The 2,648-nt window shown below is 71.8% G+C and carries 3 protein-coding genes and 1 pseudogene; 3 read left to right on the top strand and 1 reads right to left on the bottom strand.

What is annotated here, in order from left to right; all coding sequences use genetic code 11:
* Nucleotides 1–505 (top strand): annotated as a pseudogene (locus tag E1258_RS31860) (hypothetical protein); the annotation flags it as partial.
* 95 nt (nt 506–600) lie between these two features.
* Here the strand turns inward: E1258_RS31860 and E1258_RS31855 are convergent.
* Nucleotides 601–1,197, bottom strand: coding sequence for a sigma-70 family RNA polymerase sigma factor (locus E1258_RS31855; protein WP_132407590.1), 597 nt, complete (start codon nt 1,195–1,197; stop codon nt 601–603).
* Nucleotides 1,198–1,898: 701 nt separating this feature from the next.
* Between E1258_RS31855 and E1258_RS36070 the strand changes: the two genes are divergently transcribed.
* Both E1258_RS36070 and E1258_RS31845 read left to right on the top strand, forming a co-directional pair.
* A complete protein-coding gene (locus E1258_RS36070; protein WP_132407588.1) occupies nt 1,899–2,108 on the top strand; it encodes a hypothetical protein in 210 nt (69 codons plus the stop codon).
* Nucleotides 2,105–2,648, top strand: a 544-nt coding sequence (locus tag E1258_RS31845) for a cellulose-binding domain-containing protein (RefSeq protein ID WP_243715817.1), incomplete at its 3' end; no start/stop codon positions are given. The genes E1258_RS36070 and E1258_RS31845, both read left to right, overlap by 4 nt.

Below are 2,648 nucleotides of genomic sequence, written 5' to 3'. Positions count from 1 at the left end.
GGGGGTGGTGGGGGCGGTGCAGGTGGTGCTGGGGCTGGTTCAGGTCGGTCGGGGCACGACCGTCGCGCACGCGCACGTCACCGGGCAGCACCTGTGGCACGAGTCGGCGGCGTGGAACGTCGCCGTCGGCGCCGGGTTCCTGTTCGTTGCGCTGCGGCGGTTCCCGCCGGCCGGCGTGCTGCCGATGCTCAGCGCTTTCGTCGCGACCCTGGTGCTGCTGTCGGTGAACGACCTGGTGACCGGTCAGGTCGCCGTGTCGCGGCTGGTCAGCCACGCGATCCTGGTGTTCGGTTGGGTGCTCACCGCGCTGCTGTCGTGGCCCGGTCTGCGCCCGGGTGAGCCCGCGCCCCGGCAGGGCAGGTCGCCGGGCTCCCGCTGGCGAATCGAGCTGGACCAGCCCGAGCCGGCGGCCCCGCTGCGGCTGCTGCCGCCGCATCCGTACTCGACGCGGGCCCATGCCCACCCCACCGGGTCCGCCGGGCGGGCCGACCACCAGGCCGCCTGATCCGACGGGTCGGGCCGGTCACCTGACCCGACCGTCCGGCGAGCCGCTCCGCTGGTCGAAGGGCCGGGCGGACCGACCGACGCGCCGGGCGGGGCTCAGCCGGCCCGCGTCGACCGCGCCGGGCGGCCGTCGGCGTGCCACGCGGCGACGAGGTCCTCCCGCGCCCGCGCAACCCGGGAACGGATCGTGCCGACGGGACAGCCGCAGACCTGCGCCGCCTCGGCGTACGACAGGCCGGCGACCTGGGTGGCGACGAACGCCTCTCGCCGCTCCGGTGTCAGACCGGCGATGAGCTGGCGCAGGACGACCCCGTCGTCCGCGCCGGGCTCGGCCGCGCCCGCGCCCTCCGCCGCCGCCTGCCAGTCCGGCAGCGCCGTCGTACGCGGGCGGGTCACCGCCGTGCGAACCTGGTCGACGGCGACCCGGCGGGCGATGCTGAACACCCAGGTACGGGCCGAGGACCGGCCGGCGAAGCCGGGCAGGCTGCGCAGTGCGCGCAGGAACGTCTCCTGGGTCAGGTCGTCGGCCTCCCCCGGCCCGGCGAGGTGGGCCAGGAACCGCCACACCGGGCCCTGGAGGGCCCGCACGAACGCGGCGGCAGCCGGCTGGTCGCCCGCGCCGGCCAACCGCGCCCACCGGGTCACCTGCTCGTCGTCGGCCCCCGCGCCGGCGGCCCACCCGGGCCCGCTCACGGACAACCGCCCGCGCCGGGGCGGACCGTCGGCCGCGACGGGCGGTGCCGTCGGGCGTTCACCTGGACCGGTACGGTCCGCGACGCTGCTCGGTTCACGTGGTCTGTCTCCCGGCCCAGCTCCGGCGGTTGGCACCCTCCGCCGGGGCGGAAGGCCGATCTCGGTACGCCGCCCGAGAGCGCCGCACCCCGGTTTGTCGGTGCCCGGGGCGGAAAAGTTCCCGGGCCTCCCGCATCACCTGACCCCGGCCACCCCGTACCCCCGAACCGGCCGCCGTGGCACGGACGCAGCCCGTCCGGATGTCATCCAAAATCATCCGGCCTGCTGGGGTTCGTCCCGGCCGACCGTGGCGAATCCGCCCGCAGACACAGCATTCGGGGCCGGTCCGTCGCGGCCACCGCGAGACCGAGGGTGTCCGGGTACCAGCGGGCCCGGGCGAAGAACCAGTGCGCTTCGCCCGTGGTGGACCAATCGTGACAGGCCAGCGGCGATCCACATTCCGCAGACCGTGCGCCGACGCACCGCCGCGACGTGTCCGACCAGCAACGCGCAGAACGTCGCGTACGACGGCGCGGTGGAACATGAACGCAGCGACTCGACCACCCGCGCGCCGAAGTCGATCTACAAAGCTCCAAAACTGCAGCTGACCTGCAAACACTTGGCAATCTGGGCTATGAGGGCGAGGCACCATCACCGTCGCGTTGAAGAAGCCGAAGAACGGCCGGCTCGCCCTCGCCCAGAAACAGCTCAACAAGGCCCACAACAGCCTGCGTGCCACCGGCGAACGCCGAAACTCTATCATGATGACCTTCAATGCGCTGCGCAACGTCAGCTCCAACCCCTGGCGCATCGGAAAGATCGTCGCTGCCGCGCTGGTGATCCTCCACATCGAGCACGACCGCGCCACATGACAACCGCCAGTAGTCAGAACCTGGCGCGCAATGGCTCATTGACTTTCATAACCATCCTAATAAAGGATGTCCGCAGCGCTCCCATCGATCCCTCACCTCATCCAGGCGGAGATCAGATGAAAAACCGCTATGCACTACTGGCCGCCGGCACCGCCAGCGCGCTGGTACTGGGTGGCATCGCAACGGCAACCCTTCCCGCCTCGGCGGCCGCATCCGGCTGCTCCGTGACGTACACGGTGCAGAGCCAGTGGAAAGACGGGTTCACCGCCAACGTCGCCATCACCAACCTCGGTGACCCGATGTCGAACTGGACGCTCACGTTCGACTTCCCGAACGCCAGCCAGCGCGTCGCGCAGGGTTGGAGCGCAACCTGGACGCAGTCCGGCGCCCGCGTTTCCGCGGCCAGCATGAGCTGGAACGGATCACTGGGCACCGGCGCGTCCACCTCGATCGGGTTCCTCGGCGCATGGAACGACGCCAACCCGATACCCGCGTCATTCGCGCTCAACGGCACCGCCTGCACGGGATCGGTGACCACAC

Origin of the sequence: Micromonospora sp. KC207 (assembly GCF_004348615.1) — a bacterium.
GTDB lineage: Bacteria > Actinomycetota > Actinomycetes > Mycobacteriales > Micromonosporaceae > Micromonospora.
This window is presented reverse-complemented; position numbering and strand designations above follow the sequence as displayed.